This is a genomic window from Bradyrhizobium sp. HKCCYLRH2060 (genome assembly GCF_051168135.1).
Taxonomy (GTDB): domain Bacteria; phylum Pseudomonadota; class Alphaproteobacteria; order Rhizobiales; family Xanthobacteraceae; genus Bradyrhizobium.
Genome location: NZ_JBNPUK010000007.1, coordinates 105,774 through 129,224, shown reverse-complemented (window position 1 = coordinate 129,224; position 23,451 = coordinate 105,774). Strand labels below are relative to the sequence as shown.

Genomic DNA, 23,451 nt, shown 5'->3' with positions numbered 1-23,451 from the left:
GCGATGCGGCGCATGCGCCATATCAAGACTCTGGGGCTGGCGGCGCTCGTCGTCGCCGGCCTGCCCTTCCGCGCAACAGCGGCGACACGACAGATCGCGGCCGATATTGCCGACTTGCAGGGCGTCCTCGATCGCGCCGCCGACGGCGATGAGATCGCGCTGGCCGCAGGCACCTATCGCGGGCCGCTGCGGATCACCCATCGCCTGACACTGACAGGCGCGCACGGCGCGGTGATCACCGGCGATGGGCATGGGAGCGTCATTACCGTCACGGCACCGGGTACCGTCATTCGAGGCTTCGTCCTCAAAGGATCCGGCCGCTCGCTCGAGAAGATGGATTCCGGCATCTTCGTCGACCAGGGCGCGCACGACACGCTGATCGAGAACAACCGGATCGAAGGCAATCTGTTCGGCGTCTATCTGCACGGATCAGCCAATGCCATGGTCCGCCACAACAGCGTCATCGGCCTGCGCGCGACGCAGCCCGGCGGCACCGGCAATGGCGTTTCGGTCTGGAACGCGCCGGGCGCCAAGGTGATCGACAACGACATCCGCTATGGCCGCGATGGCGTGTTCGCCATTACCAGCCGCAACAACACGTTCAGCCACAACCGCTTCAGCGAGCTGCGCTTTGCCGTCCACTACATGTACGCCAATGACGGCGAGATCACCGGCAACGTCTCGGTCGGCAACATCATCGGCTATGCGATGATGTTCTCGAAGAACCTGGTCGTGAAGGACAACGTCTCAGACCACGACCGCGATCGCGGCATGCTGTTCAACGCGACCAACGGCTCGCAGATCTCCGGCAACAGCGTGATCGGCGGCTTGCAGCCGGCGGAGCGCTGGGCGACCGCCGAGAACCGCGGCACCGACGAAGGCGTGCCGCTGACCGACAAGAGCGTGTTCACGCCGAGCGGCGGCGTCCGTCCCGGCCCCGAGAAATGCGTGTTCATCTACAACACGAACAATAATCGTATCACCAATAACTGGTTCGAGGGCTGCGAGATCGGCGTGCACTTCACCGCCGGCTCCGAAGGCAACGACATCCGGGGCAATGCCTTCGTCAACAACGCCAGCCAGATCAAATATGTCGGCACCCGCCATCTCGACTGGTCGAAGAACGGCCGCGGCAATTACTGGAGCGACAATCCCGGCTTCGACCTCAACGGCGACGGCGTTGCCGACACCGCCTACCGGCCGAACGATCTGATCGACCGCGTGCTGTGGACGGCGCCGGCCGCCAAGGTCCTGATCAACAGCCCGGCCGTGCAGGTCATCCGCTGGGCGCAGGCGCAGTTTCCGGCGATCCTGCCCGGCGGGGTGGTCGATAGCCATCCGCTGATGTCGCCACCGCCGGCGCGCCGCACTGCCGCCGGGAGCAGCGCCCGATGAGCGCGACCGTCCATATCGCCGACGTGATCAAGCATTACGGCAAGGTCGAAGCCGTCAAGGGCGTGTCGTTCGATCTCGCGGCCGGAGAGATGGTGGCCCTGATCGGCCACAACGGAGCCGGCAAGACCACGCTGATGAAGATGATGCTCGGCCTGATCCGGCCGACCAAGGGCACGATCGCGCTGCTCGGCGAAAACCCGGCCGCCGGCGAGTTCTCCTCGCGGCGTCGGCTCGGCTATCTGCCGGAGAACGTCGCCTTCGATGCCGCGCTCACCGGCCGCGAGACGCAAACCTTCTACGCCCGCCTCAAACGCGAGCCGGTGAGCGGCGCACTGGCGCTGCTCGATGTCGTCGGGCTGGGCGACGCTGCCGGGCGCCGCGTCAATACCTACTCGAAGGGCATGCGCCAGCGGCTTGGCCTGGCGCAGGCGCTGATCGGCCGGCCACGCGTGCTGCTGCTGGACGAGCCGACCACCGGTCTCGATCCCGAGCTGCGCCAGACGTTCTACGAGGTGATCCAGAAGCTCGCCGCCGAGGGCACGACGGTGCTGCTGTCATCGCATGCGCTGACCGAGCTGGAGGAGAGGGCCGGCCGTGTCATCATCATGAACAAGGGCCTCAAGGTCGCCGACGGCACGCTCGACGAACTGCGCCGCCTCGCGCGACTGCCGACTCGGATCCGGGTCAAGGTCGCTGACCTGCCGCTATCCGGCCGGCCCTCGTGGCTGCCGGAGGCGACCTCCTATCGTCGGATCAACGGCCACATTGTCGAGATCGACGCGGCGCCGGACGAGAAGATCGCTCTGCTGCGCCGTGCGACGGCCGAGGGCACCGCCGTGCAGGATCTCGAGCTCATCCCGCCCAATCTCGACGAGCTCTACGCGCATTTCCTGCGCCACGCGGAGCGTTCGCAATGAATGCCGTGATCACCATCGCCGCGAAGGAAATCCAGCAGGCGATCCGCAACCGCTGGGTGCTGGCGTCGACCCTGCTGCTGGCAGGGCTCGCGCTGTCGCTGACCTTTCTCGGCAGCGCACCGACTGGCACCGTGGGCGCGCGCGCACTCGACGTCGTCATCGTCAGCCTGTCGAGCCTGACCATCTTCCTGATCCCGTTGATCGCGCTTTTGATCTCGCACGACGCCATCGTCGGCGACATGGAGCGCGGCACCATGCTGCTGCTGCTCAGCTATCCCGTGGCGCGCTGGCAGGTGCTGCTCGGGAAGTTCCTCGGACATCTTGCCGTGCTCGCCTTCGCGACCTGCCTCGGCTATAGCGCAGCCGCGGTGGCGCTGCTGATCGCCGGCAGCCACTTCGACAGCGACGGGCTCACCGCCTTCGCCGCGATGATCGGCTCCTCCGTTCTGCTTGGCGCGGTGTTCGTCGCGATCGGCTATCTGGTCAGCGCAGTCGTGCGCGACCGCGGCACCGCAGCGGGTGTCTGCATTGGCCTGTGGCTCGCGCTCGTCCTGATCTACGACATGGCGCTGCTCGGCCTTCTGGTCATCGACCAGGGCCGCAACGTCTCCGGCGGCCTGCTCAGCGCGCTGCTGCTGCTCAACCCGACCGACGCCTACCGGCTGTTCAACCTGACCGGCTTCGCCAATGTCAGCCTGTTCTCCGGCATGGCCGGGCTCGCCGGCAGCAGTACGCTGTCGGTTGAGGTGCTGCTCACCGCGTTGGTGCTGTGGACGTTGGTGCCGCTCGCAGGCGCCGCGCTGGCCTTCTCCCGGAGAGAGCTATGAAACGCCTCGCTTACGCCGGCGCGCTCATCGCCGCCTTTGCGCTCGCCGCCTGCAACGACAAGCAGGCCGCCGCGCCGCCGCCGCCGGTCAAGCTGACGGCGGAGGCGATCGGGCATTATTGCGGAATGAACCTGCTCGAGCATTCCGGTCCCAAGGGACAGATCTTCGCCGCCAGCCTGATCGAGCCGGTGTGGTTCTCCTCCGCGCGCGACGCCATCGCCTTCACGATGCTGCCAGACGAGCCCAAGGACATCCAGGCGATCTACGTCTCCGACATGGGCAAAGCCGCGAGCTGGGACAATCCGGGCGCCGACAATTGGGTCGAGGCGCGCAAGGCGGTGTTCGTGATCGGCAGCCGGGTCAGGAGCGGCATGGGCAGCGACGAGGCGGTGCCGTTCTCGGATCGGAGCGCGGCCGAGCGATTCGCTGCCGAGCACGGCGGCCGCATCGTCGGCTTCACCGGGGTGCCGCGCGACTATGTGCTGAGCTCGCCCGACGACAACGCCGGCGCGATCGAGCCGGGCCACAAGGACACGCCTGGGGTGCAACGATGACAAATCAGCTCTCGCGTCGGCGCTTCATCCGCATCAGCGCCGCATTGGCGGGCCTCGCGGTCGCTCCTTCCAGGGCGCATGCGGCCGACAGCACAAGCGGACTGGTCGAATGGCGCGGCACGCTGCTCGGCGCCGTCGCCACGATCAAGCTTCATCACCGCGACCGGCAAGAAGCCGAACGGCTGATCACGGTCTCGATCGGCGAAGCCCGGCGGCTCGAGCGCCTGTTCAGCCTGTATCTGGAGCAATCGGCGCTGGTGACGCTGAACCGCACCGGCGTGCTGGTGGACCCCGCGCCCGAGCTGGTCGACATCCTCACACGCTCGCAGCGCTACGCCGCGATGACCGACGGCCGCTTCGACCCGACCGTGCAGCCGCTGTGGACGCTCTACGCCGATCATTTTTCGCGCCCGGATGCCAATCCCGACGGCCCGCCGCAGGCGGCCGTGCAAGAGGCGCTGACGCGGGTCGGCCATCAGCGGCTCGGCGTCAGTCGCGATCGCATCGTCATGCCGCGCGGCATGGCGCTCACCCTCAACGGCATCGCGCAGGGCTATGTCACGGACAGGATCGTCGAGCTGCTGCGCGGCGAGGGCGTACAGCACAGCCTGGTCGACATGGGCGAAGCCCGCGCCATCGGCGCACGGCCGGACGCACGGCCCTGGGAGGTCGGGATCGCCGACCCTGACAATCCCGATCGGATCGCCGCGATGCTACCGATCATCGATCGGGCCGTATCGACGTCAGGCGCCTATGGCCTCCGCTTCGATCCACAAGGCCGCTTCAATCATCTGTTCGATCCGCACAGCGGCGGCTGCGCGCAGCGCTATCGCAGCGTGACCACGGTCGCCGGCAATGCAACGGCGGCGGACGCGCTCTCGACCGCGTTCAGCCTGATGTCGGAGCCCGAGATCCGTGCGCTGCTGCCCCGCACCGAGATCGAACGTGTTCACCTGATCGACGAGGCCGGAGCCGCAGTCGACCTCGTCGGCTGAGTCCGTCTCGTCTGCCGTCGGACCGCAATCGGGAACGTCACATCAGCTAGAATCGTGCGGCCATCTCGACGAGCCGCCTGTGCGCCCGCTCACGTGCGGCGGCGGTGTGCGTCGCCGGTCCGCTGGTCGGCCCGATCGCCACGAAGTGGAGGTCGCGAAGACCCATGAAGCGCAGCGCCTCGCACAAATAGGGCGTCGCGAGGTCGGTCCGCCCCCGGCTGATGCCGGTGGTGAAGTCGCCGCCGCTGGCGAGGATCACCAGCGTCGGACGATCCTTCAGGAGCGGCAGGTAGCCACGCGACGGATCGAAGCGAAAGGTGAGGCCCGGCTGATTGATGATGTCGAGCCAGTGCTTGAGTTTGTAGGGAATGCCGAAATTCCACATCGGCGTCGAGATCACGACGCGCTCGGCCAGATCGAGCCGCACCGCCATGCGTTCGGCCGCCGCGAACGCCTCGCGCTGGCCGTCGGTGAAGGTGCGGCCGCCCATGCGGGCATACTTCGCCTGCAAAATCTCACCGTCGAACTCCGGCAGATTCTCGCGCCACAGATTCATCTCGTCGACGTCCCATCCCGGCCGGGCCTGCCTGAAGCGGTCCAGGAAGGCGCGCGCGCCGGCGCTGGATTCCGAATCCGCCCGCGGCGAGGCGACGAGATGCAGCAGCTTTGGCATGCCTCACCCAAGTGCCCTGATCACCGCGTCGGCCGTGGTCACGACAGCAACATTCTGCATGGCGAAGTTGATCGACGCATTGTGCCAGTCCGCGTTCATGGTCGAGCAGCAATCCTCCGGCACCACCATGAAGTAGCCCTTGTCCGCCCCGGTCCGCGCGGTGTGCTCGACCGACATGTTGGTCCAGGCGCCGGTGTTGATGATGACGTCGCGCCCGGTGGCCTTGAGAATGGTCTCGAGCCGCGTGCCCTCCCAGGCGCTCATCCGCATCTTCTCGACGACGAAGTCCCCGCTCCGCGGCTCCAGCCCCGCGACCGGCGCGGCCCCCCAGCTGCCGCGCACCATCGCCTTGCTGTCGACCAAACCCTCGAACAACGGCGCGTTCAGGGTCACGCCGGGGGCGCCGGGCTCGACCACGAACCAGACGTGAATGATGACGACGCCGCGCGCGCGGGCGGCCTCAGCGAGCCGCCGGACATTGTCGATAACACGCTGCTGCCTGGCGTGCCCCGGCGCTCCGGACTCGGCGAAGGCGCCGCCATCCATGATGACATCGTTCTGCAGGTCCTGGATGATCATGGCGCAGCGGCGCGGGTCGAGCTGCATGTCGCCAGCAGCGAGCTGCGGGGCCGAAGAAGCGGTGGCCGGCGCGGCGTTGCTGCCAGTCCGCCCGCTCATATACGTCTCGTGGCGCGGACCGATCTTGGTTGCGATCGCGTAGACCGAATGCGTCGCGGTCAGATAGAGCGTGCGGAAATCAGCCCCGCCCCAGGCGAGGTTGGCGACGAGCTCCGGCACGCGGACCTTGCCGAGCAGCTCGCCGCCGGGCGCGTAGACCCAGACGCCGCCGGGAGCGGTGACCCAGACATTGCCGCGCTGATCGCATTTCATACCGTCGGGCACGCCGGGCTCGAGCTCGGAACGGATGCCGCTTGCAAAGATGCGTCCGTTCGACAGCGCACCATCGCCGCCGACGTCGAACACGCGGATCACCGCCTGCACCGTGTCGTTGACGTAAAGCAGTTTCTCGTCCGGCGAAAAGCACAGCCCGTTGGGCTGGTCGAACAGATGGCGGTCAACGAGCAGCCACGGTGGCCCGCCGCCCGGCGCCACCCGGTACACGCCCTGGAAGCCGAGCTGGCGCGGCCGTTCCACGCCATAGACCGGCATGCGGCCATACCACGGATCGGAGAAGTAGATCGCCCCGCTCGAGTGGACGCACACGTCGTTGGGGCTGTTGAGTTCCTGGTTCTCGAAATGCGACGCCAGGATCTCGCGGCGGCCGTCGGGACGCTCGCGCACCAGCGACGACGTCGCGTGTTCGCAGACGATCAGGTTGAGCTCGGCATCATAGGTCATGCCGTTGCACTTGTTCGAGGGCCGCCGCATCTCGACCACGCCGTGCTTCGCATCCCAGCGGCGGCGGACATCAGCCGGCATGTCGGAGAACAGCAGGAACTGCTCGACGGGATGCCAGATCGGCCCCTCCGTGAACTCGAAGCCGGTCGCCACCTGCGCCACCGGCGCGTAGGGGTCGACCAGGGTCTCGAACTCAGGGCGCAATGTCACGTGTGTCATCGTTGTGCCTCGTGCGGATCACGCCGGGAACCAGTGCCGCTGCGGCAGCGACTGCACGATCGGACCCGGCACCTGGTCGTGCAGCCGCCCCGTTACGACGCCGCCTTCGATCTTGGCGGGACGATCATGCACCGGCAGCAGATAGCGCGAGCTCGACAACAGCTTCTTGATCGCCGCCTTCTCGGCACGCTTGGTGGTGCCGTGATTGCCGGTGGTGCGCGGCTCGCCATCCTGGATCTCGTTGAACGGCGTCACGATCTGGTCGTTGAAATCGTAGATGACGTCGCCGCAGATGGTGGCGATGCCGTCGGCGGTGTGGACGTGGATGTTCATCGAGCCCTCGGTATGGGCGTTCGCAACATCGCAATAGACGCCCGGCATCAGCTCGACTGGCCCGGTGAGCTCGAGGTCGAGGAAGCGCAGCGCGCTCTTGGTATGCAGCCGGTCGATGAGATGCTTGATGTCCGGCGCCGGATATTGCGGATGCATCAGGCCGGAGACGGAGTATTCGAGCTCGCGGCGGTTGAGCACGACCGTCGTGTTCATCGGGAACAGGTCGTCCTTGCCGGCGTGATCGATGTGCAGATGGGTGTGGCAGACATAGCGGACGTCGCCCATGCGGACGCCGTGGCGCGCCAGCTGGTTCTCGATCATGTTCTCATGGTACTGCAGCCCGCGCATGCCCAGCGTCTCCATGATCTGGTTGGAGCGGTAGCCGGTATCGACCACGACCGGATACGGGCCGCCCAGGATCAGGAAGCCGAGCGTCAGCACCCGGCGGGTGCGGCCGCAATCACGACCGAGCACGAGGAAGCTCGATTCGAGCTCGATGTCACCATAGTCGAGAATCTTGATTTCCAGCGCCATGAGCGTTCCCTGTTGCTTTTGTTGTCGTTGCAGGCGGTATCATTCCAGCCGATAGACGCGCTGCGCCGTCCCTCCCATGACCTGCGCGCGTGCATGCTCGTCGAGGTCTTGGATGGCAGCCTCATAGGCTCCCACCAGTGCGCGATAGTCGGTCCAGAGCTTCTCGATCGGAAAATTCGAACCGAACAGGCAGCGCTCGGGCCCGAACATTCCGATCGTCTCCCGCACCACCTCGACAACATGCGCCGGATCGTTGCGGCGAATGAAGGTGCCGAGGCCCGAGAGCTTGCTGACGACGTTGCTGCAGTTCGCCAGCCGCTGCATTCCGGCTCGCCATTGATCGCGACCATGTGCGGACAGGTCCTCCGGCATGCCGGCGTGCTGAAGGATGAAAGTCACGGACGGACAGCTCTCGGCAAGCGCCGCGGCGCCAGCCATCTGCGGCGCGAAAACCTGCAGGTCGAAGGACCAGCCGTAGTCGGCGAGCCGGGCGATGTTGGCGCGGATATGGTTATCGCTGCAAAGGTCTGGTGACGAAGCGAAACGATAGAGCGGGTTCTCATGCCAGTGGAGCTGCATCCGGACCCCGCGCAGCAGCGGGTAGCGCGCCAACCGGTCGAACTGCGGCCGCGTATCGTCGACGCTCAGATCGGCATAGGCGACGATCGCATGCGGAAAGCCATGCTGCTCAGAAGTTCGCTGCACCCAGGCGGCCTCGTCCTCGAAGCCGTCCTTCGCCCAGTTGGTCTGCACATAGACCGACTTCCTGACGCCGCTGCCGGCGATGTCGTCGAGATATTCCCCGATCGCGTAGTCGCGCCGGATCGGCTCGTAGGGGCCAAAAATCCGCGGCTGCATCGGCCCGACCAGCCAGGGCAGATCGGCCTGCCGCCAGATGTGATGATGTGCATCGACGTATCCGGTCATGCCGCCCTCCTCTGTGCCAGCGACAGCACATGCGCGACGATGGCCTCGTCCGACCCGCCGGCTGCGATGTCGTCGACGAATGGCGCGATCGCCTGCAGCGCCTCGGTTTGAGGCTTGAATCCGGGCCCCGTCGCGAGCGGCGTCAGCCAGCTCAGGCGCCAGGCGCGCAGCGACAGCTTCCACACGGCGTCACGGAGCACGTGATGGTCACCACGCTCGAGCCCATCCGAGATGACCAGCACGGCGGCGCCCCGCGCGTAGGTCGAGAACCGCGGCACCGCGAGGGCCTGCAGCGCCTCGCCGATACGCGTGCCGCCGTCCCAGTCGCTGACGAGATGAGAGGCAGCGAGCAGCGCCTGCTCGCGCCGCTTGAGCCGCAAGGGCCGCGTCACACGTGTCAGCCGTGTCCCAAGCGTGAACACCTCGGCCTGGGGTACGGCCTGCACCAGCACGTGGGCGAGCCGCATGTTGTCCTCGGTCCGCGCCTTCATCGAGCCGGAGACATCGATCAGCAGCAGCAATCGTCGCAATCGAGGCCGTCGCTTCAGCCGCCGCAGCGACAGCACCTCACCGTCGCGCCTTACGCTCTCACGCAGGGTCCGTCGCAGGTCGACGAAACTGCCGCGCCGCGCGCGCATGCGCCGATGGCCGCGCCGCTTCGGCAGCTTGGCACGCGCCTGGCGCGCGAGACGCTGCAGGACGTTGCCGCCTGTGGTCGCAGCCAAGCGGCGCGCGACCAGCGCCTCGGCACGCGTGGCCGCCAGACCGGACTCGTTCTGCTCCTCGGCGATATCGGGATCGACAGCGCCGTCGCCCTCCTCCTGGAGACGCACGACATCGTCCTGCTGATCCGTCTCGCTCAGGGCTGTCGTCTCCGAGATACCGAAATGGATGTCGAACAGCAGATTGTAGGTCGCAAGCCGCTCGGGCGGCGGCGCCAGGGTCGCCGTCCCGGCCCGCCGGATATCGTCGAGGCTGGTCGGCCCCAGCAGTTCGATCGCAGCGAGAAAGGCGGTGGTCTGCTCGGGTGCGATCGCGAAGCCGTTTCGCCGCAACAGCGCAGCGAATGAGACAAAAATCTCGGTGGCCCGTGGCAGCCGGAGCTCGCTCATGTCATCGCCTCCGCGAGCAGCGCGTCGAGCCGCGGCGCGATGAAGGACAGATCCTCCTCGTCCTTCAGCGCCACGCCGATCGATCGCCTGAACGCATCCGGCCAGCGCGCGCCGGTCTGGTTGAGCAAGGTCGCGGCCTCGGCCCAGTCGACGGCCTCGGCGATCCCCGGCGCCTTGCTCAGCGGCTCGCGCCTGAGCTTCGCCACTGCAGCCACCACGGCCCGCGCGGTCGCCTCGGCCACACTGGAGGCGCGCATCATCACGATCCGCGCCTCGCGCTCCGCATCGGGATAGTCGATCCAATGATAGACACAGCGGCGGCGCAGCGCTTCGTGCAGGTCACGGGTCCGATTCGATGTCAGCACCACGATCGGCCGCTCCGCGGCACGGATTGTGCCGCGCTCTGGAATCGAGATCTGGAAGTCGGAGAGGAATTCGAGCAAGAAGGCCTCGAACTCCTGGTCGGCGCGATCGATCTCATCGATCAGCAGCACCGTCGAGTCGGGCGCGCGCAGGCAGGCCAGCATCGGCCGCTCGATCAGGAACGTCTCACCATAGATGTCGATGCTCTCCTCGCCGGCCTGGCGGAGCGCGAGCATCTGGCGCGGATAGTTCCACTCGTAGAGCGCCGCCGCGGCGTCGATGCCTTCGTAACATTGCAGCCGGATCAGCTTGCGGCCGAGCACTGCAGCGATCGCCTTCGCCGCCTCGGTTTTTCCGACGCCGGGTGCGCCTTCCAAGAGCAGCGGCTTGCCCAGCGCGAGGGCGAGATAGGCCGCGGTCGAGAGCCCGTCATCGGCGAGATAGTAGGCCGCCCGCAGTGCCTTTTCCAGCGCCTGCGGCGAGTCGATGCCGACGATGTTGCTGCGGACCACCATGCTGCGTCACCGCCGCGTCTGTGGCCGGGCGCCACCCTGGGCCCTGATCGCGCGCAGCACCTTCTCCGGCGTGATCGGCAGCTCGTCGATGCGCACGCCGACGGCGTTGAAGATCGCATTCGCGATGGCAGGGAGCACCGGATTGGCGCACATTTCGCCAGGGCCCTTGCCGCCGAACGGCCCGTCGGGCGCCGGCCGCTCCAGCACGGCGATGTCGTGCGGACAGATGTCGCCAGGTCCCGGCATCAGGTATTCGACGAAGTCGCGCGGTCCTTGCTTCGGGTCCGGGTAATACGGCTCCGTCGTCTCGTAGAGCGCGTGGCTCATGCCCATCCAGGCGCCGCCGACCAGCTGCTGCTCGACGAGGCGGGGATTGAGCGCGCGTCCCAGCTCATAGGCACTGTCCATCCTGACCACACCGACCTCGCCGGTCTCGTCATCGACCTCGACCTCGGCAACGAGACACGCATGCGCGTAGCAGGTCGCCGGGGACATTTCGCCGGTCTCAGGATCCACCTCCGACAGCGGCACCAGGAAGATGCCACGGCCGGAGATCGTCTTGCCCTGACGGAACTGCGCGGCGATGGCGACGTCCTTCACCGAGATCGAGCGATGCGGCGCGCCCTTGACGTGAATGTTGCCGCGGCCATCGGTCTCGAGATCGCTGGCGTTGACCTCGAGCTCCTCGGCCGCCGCCTCCATCATGACGCCGCGCGCCTCCTTGGCGGCAGCCATCACGGCATTGCCGACGCGATGCGTGCCGCGCGAGGCGAACGAGCCCATGCAATGCGGGCCGGTGTCGGAATCGGCGGTGTCGACATAGACGTCCTCGACCGGCACGCCGAGCGTCTCGGCGCAGATCTGCCGCGTCACCGACTTCATGCCCTGTCCGAGATCGATCGAAGACAGCGCCACGGTGAACTTGCCGCTGGGATTGGAGTGCACCAGCGCCTGGCTCGGATCGCCGCCGAGATTCATGCCGATGGGATAGTTGATCGCCGCCATGCCGCGGCCGCGGTGCCTGGTCATGTCAGCGCCTCCTCGTGCCGAATACCGACGAGAACCGCGTCGCGCCGTGTGCGGGAGCCGGTGCCGGGCTCTGTGGGGGTGGTGACGGCGGCTCAGGAGGTGGAGAAACCGGGAGCCCCCGGTCATAGCTCGTGCGCTGCTGCGCCGGCGCAGGCCGCGCGCTCACCGGCTCACGCGGCGTGGAGGGAACGGCGGCCCGCGCGCCGCCGCCGTCCTTGCGCGACGACATGCGGCGGAATTCCTCGCGGATCGGCCATTTGGCCTTCTCGGCCGCAACCTGGACGCATTCGATCAGGGCGGTGTTCTTGGCCTCGCGGCGATGCGCCTTCATATCGCCGTCGCGATAGGCGTTGAGGATACGAAACTCCATCGGGTTCATGCCGATCAGATGCGCGAGCTTGTCCATCTGGCATTCGAGCGCGAAGTCCATACCGGTGATGCCGAAGCCCCGCATCGCGGTGGCCGGCGTGCGGTTGGTGAAGATACAGTAGATGTCGCCATGGACGTTCGGGATCGTGTAGGGCCCCGGCAGGTGCGCGGCACATTTGACGACCGCGTAGCTCGACAGCCGCGTATAGGCGCCAGAGTCGAAATAGCCGCGGATCTGGCGCGCCACGATGCGGCCGTCGCGCATGACCCCGTCCTTGATGTAGATGCGCTCGGCGCCGCGGGGCGGCCCGAACTGCATCTCCTCCTCTCGCCCGAGCACGTAGCGCACCGGGCGCCCCGTCAACATCGCAGCGAGAATGGCGAGCGGCTCGGTCAGCGTGTCGACCTTGCCACCAAAGCCGCCACCGACCGTGCCGCCGATGAAGTGGAATGTGTTCGACGGCAGATCGAGGATCTTGGCGCAGGTGTCGAGCGAGAAGAACAGCGCCTGGGTCGAGGTATAGACCACGTAGCGGCCGTTGGTGTCGGGCGCGGCGATCGAGCCGTTGGTCTCGACCGGCGCATGCTCGATCGGAGACATCTGGTAGCGCTGTTCCAAGACATGATCGGCGCCGGAGAAGCCACGCTCGACGTCGCCGAAGCGCAGCTTCTGATGATCGTAGCGCTCGTGATAGGTGAATGTGTTCTTCGGATAGGTCTCGTTGACGACGGGCGCCCCCGGCTTTAGCGCCTCCTCGACGTCGAACACCGCCGGCAAGGTCTCATAGTCGACGCGTACCCTGGCCGCCGCCTCGGCCGCCGCGCGCGGCGTCTCGGCGACCACGGCGACGATCGGCTCGCCGCGGTAGCGCACCCTGTCGACGGCGAGCGTCGGTTCGTCGTCCTTGCCGAAATTGATCAGGCTGAGCAGCGTGTTGAGATTGCGCGGCACGTCGGCGCCGCGGATGATCCGCCGCACGCCCTCGCTCCGCTCGGCCTCGCTGGTGTCGATGCGGCGCAGCCGCGCATGCGGCTGCGTGGATCTGACGACCTTCAGATGCAGCATGCCCTGCAGCTTGTGATCGTTGAAATAGGTCGAGGTTCCCGTGACATGGCCCAGCATGTCCTGGCGCTGGGTGCCCTTGCCGACCTCGTTGAGATTGTCGTCGCGCTCGTCGGCGAAGATGTCCTTGCGCAATTCCAGCATGGCGATCTCTCCTCACGCGCTCGCGCGCAGCGACGCGGCCGCCGCCAACACCGCATTGATGATCGGCTCGTATCCGGTGCAGCGGCAGATATTGCCGGAGATGGCCTCAACGACCTGCTCGCGGCTCGGCTGCGGGGTCTTGTCGAGCAGGGCCTTGGCCGCCATGATCATGCCTGGCGTGCAATAGCCGCATTGCGCGGCGAAGCCGTCGGCGAACGCCCGCTGCAGTGGATGCAGGTTCGGCCCGGCCTTGATGCCGTCGAGCGTTTCGACCACACGGCCCTCGACGGACTCCGCCAGGGTCAGGCACGAGAGATGAGCATCGCCATCGATCAGCACCGTGCAGGCGCCGCATCCGCCCTGGCCGCAGCCGAATTTCGGCGTGACGTCGCCGATCATCTCGCGCAGCACGACCAGGAGGTTGGTACCACCTTCGACGAACAGCGCGACGTCGCGGCCGTTGTGCCGGAATTGAAGGGGAGTCTTTGTCATGGCCTAGCTCTCCTGCCCCGACAACAGCCGCCGCAGATGCACGCCCACGACCTCGCGGCGGTACCACGCGCTGGCCAGCGAATTGTCCGTGGGAGCCGTCCCCTCGCCCGCCGCCGCAGCCGCCGCGCTGATCGCGGTGGCATCGAGCGGCCGGCCTTCGAGCGCGCGCTCGGCCGCCTTGGCGCGGATGGCGGTCGGGGCCATCGATCCCAGCGCGATCCGGGCCCCCGTCACGCGACCGCCGCCGAGGGGAACATGCGCCGCGATCGTGATCACAGATCCGCCCTTCGGCTTGATGCGGGCGATCTTGCGATACCGGAACGCATCCACCGATGCCGGCCGAATGCAGGAGACCGCAACGACCAGCGCACCAGCCTGGCGATCGCGCGACTGCAGAAACTCTTCCAGCGGCATGTCCCTGACGCCGAAGCCGCCCTGCACCGAGACCGTGCCGTCCAGCGCCAGCAGCGCCACGGTGAAATCGCCGAATGGCGCAGGTGCGAACAAATTGCCGCCGACGGTGCCCATGTTGCGGACCGCCGGCCCGCCAATCGAGCGCGCCGCCGGATGCAGGAACGCAAGCTCGCGCTCGGCCAGCACGCGGGCAAAAGTGACCGCGGCGCCGATGCGGATGCGCGCGCCCGCCGCATCGATGCTCTGCAGCGCGCGGTCGGTCGCGCGGACCACGGTCGCAATCGAGACGTCGCCTTCGTTCAGATCGCGCATCACCAGCGTGCCGCCGCCGAGATAGCGGGCTGCGCGATCGGACGACAGCGCCGACGCCGCGTCGCTCGCGGCCTGAAACGTCTTCACCGTGACCGGCATCGGTTCACCTCTTGCTCATGCCGCCTGCTTCAGATGCGATCGGATCGCCTCGAAGCCGGCCTGGTAGATGTCTTCCGCCACCATGCGCGTCAGAGCCTCGGCCTGCTCGGGCCGCGTCGTGAAGCGGCTCTCCCAGTGCCAGAAGGTGCGATCACCATCGGTGACCGGCAGCAGCCGGACATGGGCGACGTAGTTGAACAGCTGGATCGGCGTGTCGAGCAGGCAGTAGCTGAAGCTCTGTTCGAGATCGGACAGCGCCAGCAGTTGCTCGCGCAACTCCGACCCGTCCTTGAGCCGGAAGCGCCTGACGCAGCCGATCTTGTCGGACGTCTGCGAGCGCTCGATCGCCGAGGTCGCCACCGCCGGGTGCCAGCGATCATGACCGTTGAAGTCGCGCAGCACCTCCCACACCCGGTCAGTCGGCGCGTCGATGATGGTGCTCTTGACGACGTGCGGCACGGCGTCAGCCTCCGAACGCCCGCTTGAGCGCATCGAAGCCGCCCTGGAACACGCCGCCGCCGATCGAGCCGGCCAGGTCGGCCTCGCGCTCCGGGGCGCAGTCGAATTCGGCGGTCCATTCCAGGAAGGTCTTGTCGCCGTCGGTAACCGGCGTCAGGCGCAAGGTCGCGACGTAGTTCGACACGCCCATCGGCGATTCCAAAATCGAATAGGTGCAGAACATGTCGTAGTCGGACAGGCCGAGCAGCTTCTCGCGGATGCGGTCGCCATTGCGCAGCCTGAAATCCCTGACACAGCCGATCTTGTCGGCGGGCTCGCCGCCCTCGATGCGGCTCTCGGCAATCGCCGGATGCCAGTTCGGCAGGCCGTTGAAATCGCGCACCCGCGCCCACACCCGGTCGTTGCGGGCATTGACGACGGTGGAGACGTAGACTCTCGCCATGGTGCCTCACCCCTTCTTGCGCGGACCGCGGTCGGCTGGCGGCTCGGATGGGCTGGCATCATTTGCTCCACCTCCGCCGCCTGCATCCTTGCGCGCGGACGTCTCTTTCCGGATGCCCTGCATGTCCCTGGCTTCGCGGATCAGGCCGGGCATCTTGGCGAGGCTGCCGCCCTCGACTCCGATGTCGGAGAGGATGGAGTCGATCAGCGGCGCCTGCACGCGGTAGCGCAGCGCGGAGTCGATCACCTCGTCGGTCGCGCTGCGGCCGCCATTGCCGTTGCCGCCATTGCCGTTCAAGCCGTCGACCTGCAGGATGCGGATGCCCTCGATCTTCTCCATCGGCTTGACGCTCTCGCGCACGATGCCCTCGATGCGGTCGAGCAGCTTGCGCCGGAACAGCGAGTAGCGCGCCTGATCGGTCAGGACGTTCTCGGCCTCGTTGAGCAGCTTCTGCGCTTCGGCTTCGACCGCGGCACGAACCCGCTCGGCCTCGGCCGCGATCCGCGTCTCTTCGGCCTGCTTCTCGGCGAGCAGCACCTCGACGGTCTTACGGCGGCGGGCGATCTCGCTCTCGCGCGCGGTGACCACTTTCTCTGCCGCTTCCGTTGCGCGCGTGCGCGCCTCCTCGGCCGCGACCTTGGCCGCGGATTCCTCCAGCGACTTCTGATACAGCGCGATCGCCTTCTCCATCAGCGCAGTCTCGACGTCCTTCTCGCGATTGACTTCGAGCTTGCGCAGCTCGCGCTCGCGGCCGATGCGGGCCTCGTCGAGACCGCGATCGGAGGCGATGCGGGCGCGTTCGACCTCCTCACGGGCCGCGATCTCGGCCTCCTGCAGCGACTGGACGCGCGCGACCTCGAGCTGCTCGATCGCCCGGCGACGCTCCAGCCGGACAGCCTCCAGCGCCTGCTCGCGCGAGACATCGGCGGTCTCGACCTGCTTGCGCGCAACGATCTCGGCTTCCTTGACCTGGCGATCCGCATCGATGCGCTCGGCGCGCTTGGCAGCGAGCTCGATCACGCGGGTTTCGTCGGCGAGCTCGATCGCCTTCTTCTGGTCGATGTTGAGCACCTCGCGCGTCCGCGACGAGGCGATGCGCTCGGCCTCCAGCGCCAGCTCGACCTCGATGCGACGCCGCTCGACCGCCTCCCGACGCTTCAGATCGGCGGCCTCGACGGCCTCCGTGCGCTCGATCTCCAGGCTGCGCGTCTCCTTCTCCGACTGGATCCGCTTGGCTGTTACAGCCAGCTCCTGGGCGATGCGGGCCGCTTCGATCGCCTCGCGCGAGGCGATGTCCGCCTCCTCGATGGTCCGGATGCGCGCGATCTCCAGCGCACGCACCCGCTCCTCCTGCGCGATGCGGCTGGCTTCCGTCGCCTCGCGCGCGGCGATGCCGGCGATCTCGACGCCCTGGTTGCGCTCGATCTCCAGCTTGCGCGTGGCGTGCTCGGCAGCGATCCGTTCCGCCGACAATGCCTGCTCGCGCGCGATCCGGGCGGCCTCGACCGCCTTCTGCGCTTCGATCTCGGCCTCCTGGATGTTGCGCACCTGGGCAATCTCGGTGGCGCGGGTGCGCTCGTCGGAGCTGATGCGCTCCAGATTGACGATCATGGTCTGCGCGATGCGCGCCTTCTCGGTCGCCTCGCGCGCGGCGATCTCCGCCTGCTCGACCGCGCGGGTGCGTTCGATCTCGCGGCGGCGTGTCTCCTCGTCATTGGCGATGCGCGCATCGGAGACGACGCGATCCTGCTGGATCCGCGCCTTCTCGACCGCCTCGCGCGCCGCGATCTCTGCTTCCTCGATGGTGCGGGTCCGCTCGATATCGCGTTGGCGCACCTCGCGCTCGGATTCGATCCGCGCGGCATCGATGGCCCGCTGATTGGCGATACGAGCCTTCTCGATATCCTCGCGCGCCAGCAGCTCCCTCTCTTCGACGGCACGCGTCCGCTCGATCTCGCGCTGCCGCGTGTCGCGCTCGGCCGCGATTCGGGCCTCGGCAATCGTCAGCTCGTTCGCGATCCGCGCCTTCTCGATCGCCTCGCGCGCCATGATCTGTGCCTGCTCGGCCTCGGTCTCGCGCAGCGCCCGCTCGCGCGCCACTTCCGTCCGCTGCAGGGCGCGGCGCATCTCGATGTCGCGCTCCTGCTCCAGCCGCGCCGTCTCGCTCTCGCGCTCGATATCGAGCGCCTCGCGCTCGGCTTCGAGGTTGCGGGTGCGAATCTTGATCATCGAGTCCTGCTCGATGTCGTTGCGCAGCTTGCGCTTGCTCTCGATGTCCTCCATCAGCCGCGTCAGACCCTCGGCATCGAACCGGTTCGAGGGGTTGAAGAATTCGAGGTCGGTCTGGTCGAGATCGGTGATCGCGACCGATTCCAGCTCCAGGCCATTCTGCGCCAGCGCCTCGGAGGCGGCCGCCTTCACGCGGGACACGTAGTCGCCGCGCTCCTCGTGCATCTGCTCCATCGTCATCTCGGCCGCGACCGCGCGCAGGGCGGAGATGAACTTGCCGGAGAGCAACGCGTGCAGTTTTTCCGGTTCGAGCGTGCGCCGGCCGAGCGTCGCGGCCGCAATCGACACCGCTTCCCTGGTCGGCTGCACACGCACGTAGAAGTCGGCTTCGACGTCGACCCGCATGCGGTCACGCGTGATCACGGCGTCCTGCTTCGCGCGCGTGATTCCCATCGGCAGCACGTTCATGTTGACCGGCGTATAGTCGTGAATGAACGGCATCACGAAGGCGCCGCCATTGATGACGACGCGCTCACCCATGAAACCGGTTCGGACGAAGGAGACCTCCTTCGACGAGCGATGATACAGCCAGTTGACGATGTAGACTGCGACCACGATGACGATGATCGCGATGATCAGCCAAAGGATCAGCTCACCGATCAGAACCCCGGACATCTCATTCCTCCCTCAGTCTCCGTCCGGCGAGCGTGGCGCCAAGCGCCAGGGCTGCCGGATCTCGTGTTGTCACCTCAGACGCGGCGTGGCCGCGCGCTGATTGCCTTGAAATGTCGTACCTGCTCCGTCAGCGCGCGCTCCACCGGCAGCCGCTCCATTGAGGAGGCGCCGTAGAAGCCGTGGCAGTTCTTGGTGTGCTTCATGATGAAGTCGGCGTCGGACGGCTCCGCGATCGGGCCGCCATGGGCCAGAACCAGAATCTCCGGGTTGACGCTGAGCGCGGCCGAGGCCCAGCTGTCGATCAGGCCGGGGCAGTCTTCGAGCTTGGGCGCGGTCTGCGCGCCGATCGAGCCGCCGGTTGTCAGACCGAGATGGCAGACGATGATGTCCGCGCCCGCGATCGCCATGCCCGCGGCCTGGGCTTCATTGAAGACATAAGGCGTCGTCAGCAGGTCCTTGTCGTGCGCGCGCCCGATCATGTCGATCTCCAGCGCGTAGGAAATGCCCGTCTCCTCGAGGTTGGCGCGGAAAGTGCCGTCGATCAGGCCGACGGTTGGGAAGTTCTGCACACCGGAGAAGCCGAGCGACTTCAGCTCGTCGAGGAACACATCCATGTCGCGGAACGGGTCGGTGCCGTTGACGCCCGCGAGCACCGGGGTCGACTTCACCACCGGCAGCACCTCGCTGGCCATCTCGACCACGATGGCATTGGCGTCGCCATAGGCCATCAGGCCGGCGAGCGAACCGCGGCCGGCCATGCGATAGCGGCCGGAATTGTAGATCACGATCAGGTCGATGCCGCCGGCCTCCTCGCATTTGGCAGACAGGCCGGTGCCGGCCCCGCCGCCGATGATCGGCACGCCACGGCGCACCATGTCGCGAAACTTCTTCAGCAGCGGTGCGCGCTCATATCTCGGCATCACCATCACCTCGCCTGTCTGCGCCGCGTCGGCAGCCGCCCGAGCATCGGCCTGACGGCACCGACGATCGCTGCTGCGAACTCATTGTCGTTGATGTGATGCGGCACGCGGATCAGGCGCCGGTTCGAGGTCTGCCGCACCGTCTGTTCGAGGCTGCGAAACAGCGCCTCGTCCGCCTCGCGATCGAAGAACGGCTGTCCCTGTGCATCAAGGGCCGACACGCCCTTCTCGGGCAGGAAGAACCGGACCGGCCCGTCCATGCGGTTGAGCCGCTCGCCGATCCAGCGCCCCATCTGCGCGTTCTCCGCCGCCGTCGTCCGCATCAGCGTGACCTGCGGGTTGTGGACGTGAAACTTGCGGCCGCGATAGCGCTCCGGAATGGTCTCGGGCGCGCCGAAATTGACCATGTCGAGCGCGCCGACCGAGCCGACATAGGGCACGCGGGTGCGGATGACCGCGCCGAAGCGATCCTCGGTTGCCGGAAACACGCCGCCCATCAGCAGGTCGCAGACCTCAGTCGTGGTGAGATCGATGACGCCGGCGAGCATGCCGGAATCGACCAGCTTCTCCATCGAGCGGCCGCCGACGCCGGTGGCGTGGAAGACGAGGCACTCGTAGTCGTCGCGCAGCTCGGCGGTGAGCTTCTGCACCGCCGGCGTGGTTACGCCGAACATGGTGATGCCGATCGCGGGACGTTGCGGTCGGGTGCGATCAGCGACAGCGGACCGTTGCTCGCGCGCCATCACCATGCCGGCAAGCGCATGCGCGCCATTGCTCAGCACCATCAGCGAAATCGAATTGAGTCCTTGGACGTCGGTGACCGAGTACATCATCGCGATGTCGGCCGGCCCGACATAGGCGCCGACGTCTCCCGAGGCGACCGAGGAGATGATCAGCTTGGGCACGCCGACGGGGAGCTCGCGCATGCCAGGTGCGACCAGCGACGTACCACCGGAGCCGCCCGCCGAGATGATGCCTGCGACATTGTCCTGCCGGCGCAGCCAGCGCGCGAACGCGTCGGCCATGGCCGTGACGGATGCACCGCGATCGGTGCCGAACACGGCGGAGCCGCCGCGCGGATGATTGAGCGCGACCTCCTGGGCCGAGACGTCGCAGCTCGTATGGCGTCCGCTGGTGGAGACGTCGACCAGCCGGGTGCGCAGCCCGTGGCTCGCGACGAGATCGCGAATGAAGCGCAGTTCGTCACCCTTGGTGTCGAGCGTGCCGGCGACGATCACCGCGGGCGGACCTGACGCGATCGGCACGGCGCGCTCACGGCCCTGGCGCGCGGCCTCGTCAAGCCGGCTGACGCTGGTGGAGAGCGTGCGCGCCTTGGCCTCGATCTGCGCGATCGGCACCGGCTGCGACCAGCGCGTCGGCAGCACGGGATTGGAGACGTAAACCTTGACGGGCGCAGCTTTCGGCGTCGTTGGCGCCGCCGCACGTGCGGCGGGCGCGTCGCCGTCCTGCCCCGTGCCGAGATCCGTCTCGTCGCCGGCATGCTGGCCGACGCCGAGCAGGCGCTGCTGCAGCTCGCGGTCGGCGGCGAGCCGGGCCGAGTCGATGATGCGGTTGATGCGGCCATTGACCATGATCGCGACGCGGGCCGAGATTGCGGTTGCAACGCCGATGTTCTGCTCGATCACGAGCACCGCCATGTCGCCGTCCTGGCCGAGCCGGATCAGCATCTCCTCGACCTGGGCGACGATCACCGGCGCCAAGCCCTCCGTCGGCTCATCCATGATCAGCAGCTGCGGATTGGTCAGCAGCGCGCGCGAAATCGCCAGCATCTGCTGCTCGCCGCCGGACAACTGCCCGCCGCCATTGTTGCGGCGCTCGGCGAGCCGCGGAAACGTCTCGTAGACGCGCTCGACAGTCCAGGCGCCGCGGCGCTGGCCGGCCGCGAGCCGCAGATGGTCGTCGACGCTGAGCGAGCGCCACAGACGCCGCCCCTGCGGCACGTAGCCTACGCCGAGCCGCGCGATGCGCGCGGGATTGAGGCCCGTGATATCCTCTCCCCGCAGCCGCACCGTCCCTCCGGACGGCCGCAGCAGGCCCATGATGGCCTTGCACAGCGTCGTCTTGCCCATGCCGTTGCGGCCGACCAGCGAGAACACTCCGCTGTCGAGCCGGAGGTCGACGCCCTGCAGCGCATGCGAATGGCCGTAGTAGACGTCGAGGCCGCGGACCTCGAGCGCAGGCGCGGAGCGGCGGATATCATTCATGGCCTCCTCCGAGATAGAGCTCCTGCACCTCCGGATCGGATTCGATCTCCTGCGGTGCGCCCTCCTTGAAGATGCGGCCGTTGTGCATCATCGTCACGCTCTCGACGACGCGCAGCGCCACGTCCATGTCGTGCTCGATGATGATGTAACCGATGTGCGGCGGCAGCGACGTCAGAATCTCGACCAGCTCGCGCCGCTCGGTCGGCGACAGACCCGCCGCCGGCTCGTCGAACAGGATGAATCGGGGCGCGCCAGCCAGCGCCAGCGCGATCTCGAGCTGCCGCTGCTGGCCATGGGCGAGCTCCGAAACCAGTTGATCACGCACCGACGTCAGATGCACGGCCTCGATCAGGCGCTCGGCCGCCTGCATCAGGGCGTCATTGGCGCTGGGACGCAGCATCGAGAAGCGCGCGCGCGAGACGCCACGGCATGCCAGATAGACATTGTCGCGTACCGACAGGCCGAGGAACAGTGCCGAGATCTGGTAGGTGCGGCGCAGCCCGCGGCGGATCCGCTCGTAGGGCGGAAAGGCGGTGATGTCCTCGCCGAAGAAGCGGATCGTGCCTGACGTCGGCAGGAAGTCGCCGGTCACGCAGTTGAACAAGGTGGTCTTGCCGGCGCCGTTCGAACCGAGCACCGCGCGCCGCTCGCCAGGCCGCACCGTGATCGTGATGTCGGTCAGCGCGGCGAGCGCACCGAACATCCGCGTCACGCCGCGCAATTCGAGGGCTGCGGTCGAGCCGAGCGCTGAGAGCCGGTCCGCGACCCTATCCATGGCCGTGACCTCCCGGACGGGGCCGCTCCTCCGTGCGCTGGCCGCGTTTGCGCCACCGCTCATAGAGGCCGATGACGCCGTCGGAGGACCAGAACACGATGGCGAGGAAGCCGAGCCCGATCAGCAGCCGGAACCGGTTGCCGTCGAGCCCGACCTTGACCAGGAAGTCGAGCGCGAAGGTGCGCAGGATGACGAAGATGAACGCGCCGATATACGGCCCAACCGGCCGGGTGATGCCGCCGACGACGGCGACGATGAGAATGTCGATGCAGCGCTCGACCGCGACCGATCCGGGCGAGATCTGCCGATAGTTCCAGACCTGCAGCACGCCACCCATGCCGGCGATCAGGGCCGCGAACGCATAGGCGGCGATGCGATGCGCATTGACGTTGAAGCCGAGCGCGGCCATGCGCCTGGGATTGTCGCGCACGCCCTGCAGCGCCAGGCCGAACGGCGCGCGCGACAGATAGAGCACAGCGCAATAGCACAGCGCGGCCACCACGAGCGTCAGGTAATAGAACGCGATATCCGTGCGCCAATCGACGCCGAGAACATGCGGTGTGGCGATCGTGTTGATGCCGGTGTGGCCGTTGAAGATCGCCCAGTTCTGGTTGGTGAAATAATAGAACGCCGCGCCGATCGCGAGCGTGATCATGATGGTGTAGATGCCCTCGGTGCGCACCGCCAGCGCACCACCCAGCGTGCCGAACAGCACCGCGAGCACCAGCGCCATCGGCGTCGCCAACCACCAAGGCCATCCAAGGCTGATATTCGCGTTGCCGCTGACACCGAACACGGCAACCATGTAGCCGGCAAAGCCCGCGATCGTCAGCTGCATCAGGCTGACCATGCCGCCATAGCCGGCGAGGAACATCAGGCTCAGCGCGATGGTGCCGAGGATCAGGGTCGTGCCGAAGATCTCGATCAGGAAGAAGCCGTTGGCGATCAGCGGCATGATCAGCAGCAGCGCGGCGACCGCCCAGGCCCAGGGCTGCTCGGTGGCCGACCACGCGACCGGCTGCCGTGCGGCGCCGCCTGCCAGCATGCTCTCCCGCGCACGTGCCTCCTGGATCAGCGACAT

22 protein-coding genes are annotated in these 23,451 nt (G+C 67.3%); 5 read left to right on the top strand and 17 right to left on the bottom strand.

Going from position 1 to position 23,451, the window contains the following annotated elements:
• Positions 1–3: 3 nt before the first annotated feature.
• Genes ACQR10_RS16120 through ACQR10_RS16100 form a run of 5 tightly spaced genes read left to right on the top strand, consistent with a single transcriptional unit; the run spans position 4 to position 4,688 of the window.
• Positions 4–1,395 carry a nitrous oxide reductase family maturation protein NosD gene (locus ACQR10_RS16120; protein ID WP_316216181.1) on the top strand — a complete coding sequence of 464 codons (1,392 nt, stop codon included), beginning with the start codon at positions 4–6 and terminating at the stop codon, positions 1,393–1,395.
• Entirely contained in the window at positions 1,392–2,312 is a 921-nt protein-coding gene (locus tag ACQR10_RS16115) for an ABC transporter ATP-binding protein (RefSeq protein ID WP_316216180.1), read from the top strand. Before ACQR10_RS16120 ends, ACQR10_RS16115 begins: the two co-directional genes overlap by 4 nt.
• Entirely contained in the window at positions 2,309–3,139 is an 831-nt protein-coding gene (locus ACQR10_RS16110) for an ABC transporter permease subunit (RefSeq protein ID WP_315802967.1), read from the top strand. Before ACQR10_RS16115 ends, ACQR10_RS16110 begins: the two co-directional genes overlap by 4 nt.
• Positions 3,136–3,693 (top strand): nitrous oxide reductase accessory protein NosL, encoded by a 558-nt coding sequence (locus tag ACQR10_RS16105; RefSeq protein WP_316216179.1) that lies wholly within the window; start codon positions 3,136–3,138, stop codon positions 3,691–3,693. The genes ACQR10_RS16110 and ACQR10_RS16105 overlap by 4 nt, the downstream gene beginning before the upstream one ends.
• A complete protein-coding gene (locus ACQR10_RS16100) occupies positions 3,690–4,688 on the top strand; it encodes an FAD:protein FMN transferase (protein WP_316216178.1) in 999 nt (332 codons plus the stop codon). Before ACQR10_RS16105 ends, ACQR10_RS16100 begins: the two co-directional genes overlap by 4 nt.
• 46 nt (positions 4,689–4,734) lie before the next feature.
• Here ACQR10_RS16100 and ACQR10_RS16095 read toward each other — a convergent pair whose 3' ends face one another.
• The 17 genes from ACQR10_RS16095 to ACQR10_RS16015 all read right to left on the bottom strand — a co-directional run bounded on the left by ACQR10_RS16095 (position 4,735) and on the right by ACQR10_RS16015 (position 23,451).
• Positions 4,735–5,361, bottom strand: coding sequence for an FMN-dependent NADH-azoreductase (locus ACQR10_RS16095; protein ID WP_316216177.1), 627 nt, complete (start codon positions 5,359–5,361; stop codon positions 4,735–4,737).
• A gap of 3 nt (positions 5,362–5,364) precedes the next feature.
• Positions 5,365–6,939, bottom strand: a complete 1,575-nt coding sequence (locus tag ACQR10_RS16090; RefSeq protein ID WP_316216176.1) for an isochorismatase family protein — start codon at positions 6,937–6,939, stop codon at positions 5,365–5,367.
• A gap of 18 nt (positions 6,940–6,957) precedes the next feature.
• Positions 6,958–7,806: an MBL fold metallo-hydrolase gene (locus ACQR10_RS16085; RefSeq protein WP_316180577.1), complete on the bottom strand. Its 849-nt coding sequence runs from the start codon at positions 7,804–7,806 to the stop codon at positions 6,958–6,960.
• A 39-nt stretch (positions 7,807–7,845) separates the two neighbouring features.
• The gene (locus tag ACQR10_RS16080; protein WP_434912004.1) at positions 7,846–8,733 is read right to left on the bottom strand and encodes an amidohydrolase family protein; all 888 of its coding nucleotides are present in this window, start codon (positions 8,731–8,733) and stop codon (positions 7,846–7,848) included.
• A complete protein-coding gene (locus ACQR10_RS16075) occupies positions 8,730–9,845 on the bottom strand; it encodes a VWA domain-containing protein (RefSeq protein WP_434912003.1) in 1,116 nt (371 codons plus the stop codon). The genes ACQR10_RS16080 and ACQR10_RS16075 overlap by 4 nt, the downstream gene beginning before the upstream one ends.
• A complete protein-coding gene (locus ACQR10_RS16070) occupies positions 9,842–10,723 on the bottom strand; it encodes an AAA family ATPase (RefSeq protein WP_316216173.1) in 882 nt (293 codons plus the stop codon). The genes ACQR10_RS16075 and ACQR10_RS16070 overlap by 4 nt, the downstream gene beginning before the upstream one ends.
• A 6-nt stretch (positions 10,724–10,729) precedes the next feature.
• The gene (locus tag ACQR10_RS16065; protein WP_315802958.1) at positions 10,730–11,752 is read right to left on the bottom strand and encodes a xanthine dehydrogenase family protein molybdopterin-binding subunit; all 1,023 of its coding nucleotides are present in this window, start codon (positions 11,750–11,752) and stop codon (positions 10,730–10,732) included.
• Between the two features lies 1 nt (position 11,753).
• Entirely contained in the window at positions 11,754–13,328 is a 1,575-nt protein-coding gene (locus ACQR10_RS16060) for a xanthine dehydrogenase family protein molybdopterin-binding subunit (protein WP_316216172.1), read from the bottom strand.
• Positions 13,329–13,340: 12 nt separating this feature from the next.
• Positions 13,341–13,820, bottom strand: a complete 480-nt coding sequence (locus tag ACQR10_RS16055; protein WP_316216171.1) for a (2Fe-2S)-binding protein — start codon at positions 13,818–13,820, stop codon at positions 13,341–13,343.
• A 3-nt stretch (positions 13,821–13,823) separates the two neighbouring features.
• Positions 13,824–14,645, bottom strand: coding sequence for an FAD binding domain-containing protein (locus ACQR10_RS16050; RefSeq protein WP_434912002.1), 822 nt, complete (start codon positions 14,643–14,645; stop codon positions 13,824–13,826).
• A 15-nt stretch (positions 14,646–14,660) separates the two neighbouring features.
• A complete protein-coding gene (locus tag ACQR10_RS16045; protein WP_315802954.1) occupies positions 14,661–15,104 on the bottom strand; it encodes an SRPBCC family protein in 444 nt (147 codons plus the stop codon).
• 4 nt (positions 15,105–15,108) lie between these two features.
• On the bottom strand, positions 15,109–15,546 hold the full coding sequence (locus tag ACQR10_RS16040; RefSeq protein WP_315802953.1) for an SRPBCC family protein: 438 nt from the start codon (positions 15,544–15,546) through the stop codon (positions 15,109–15,111).
• Between the two features lie 6 nt (positions 15,547–15,552).
• Entirely contained in the window at positions 15,553–18,450 is a 2,898-nt protein-coding gene (locus ACQR10_RS16035; RefSeq protein WP_315802952.1) for a flotillin family protein, read from the bottom strand.
• A gap of 74 nt (positions 18,451–18,524) precedes the next feature.
• Positions 18,525–19,370, bottom strand: a complete 846-nt coding sequence (locus tag ACQR10_RS16030) for a phosphoenolpyruvate hydrolase family protein (RefSeq protein WP_315802951.1) — start codon at positions 19,368–19,370, stop codon at positions 18,525–18,527.
• 5 nt (positions 19,371–19,375) lie between these two features.
• Entirely contained in the window at positions 19,376–21,595 is a 2,220-nt protein-coding gene (locus tag ACQR10_RS16025) for an ABC transporter permease (RefSeq protein ID WP_315802950.1), read from the bottom strand.
• Entirely contained in the window at positions 21,588–22,370 is a 783-nt protein-coding gene (locus ACQR10_RS16020) for an ABC transporter ATP-binding protein (protein ID WP_315717437.1), read from the bottom strand. The genes ACQR10_RS16025 and ACQR10_RS16020 overlap by 8 nt, the downstream gene beginning before the upstream one ends.
• Positions 22,363–23,451, bottom strand: coding sequence for a branched-chain amino acid ABC transporter permease (locus tag ACQR10_RS16015; RefSeq protein WP_410051412.1), 1,089 nt, complete (start codon positions 23,449–23,451; stop codon positions 22,363–22,365). Before ACQR10_RS16015 ends, ACQR10_RS16020 begins: the two co-directional genes overlap by 8 nt.